The following is a 528-nucleotide window of genomic DNA, read 5'->3' as shown; positions in this document are numbered from 1 at the left end:
TTCATTTGGAATGAATAATTGAGATAAATAGGCGCTTTCAAGTAAGTAATGATCTGATTTATGATCGAGTTCATCAAGAGGAGGACAAATGTCCTCCTTTTTGTTTGTTGCTGCACCCTAATATGGGCGTATTCCAAACAAAATAATAAAGGACATCACCATGGACCTATTCGCCTTACTCGATATCAACAATACCCTCGTTACCATTCCGATTGGAGACGGCTACGCAATGAGCTGGATCGAAGCATTCGGAACCGTCTTTGGTCTGCTTTGCATTTGGTTTGCGAGCCAAGAGAAGACCATCAACTACGTATTCGGCTTACTGAATGTCACGCTTTTTGCTGTTATCTTTTTCCAAATTCAGTTGTACGGGTTGCTACTTCTTCAACTGTTTTTCTTCTGCGCCAATATTTACGGTTGGTACGCATGGACTCGACCAAATGCACAAGGTGAAACGTTGGAAGTTCGTTGGCTTAGCAAGCAAAAGCTGATGGCGACTGCGGTTGTTTGTGTGGTCTCGATTGCATT

General features: G+C 42.6%; 1 protein-coding gene. It reads left to right on the top strand.

The features are described 5' to 3' along the window. Positions 1–160: 160 nt before the first annotated feature. A partial coding sequence (pnuC, locus tag R7044_RS27800) for a nicotinamide riboside transporter PnuC (protein ID WP_225456316.1) occupies positions 161–528 on the top strand: 368 nt, incomplete at its 3' end.

Source organism: Vibrio sp. 1402 (assembly GCF_033340275.1).
This window is presented reverse-complemented; position numbering and strand designations above follow the sequence as displayed.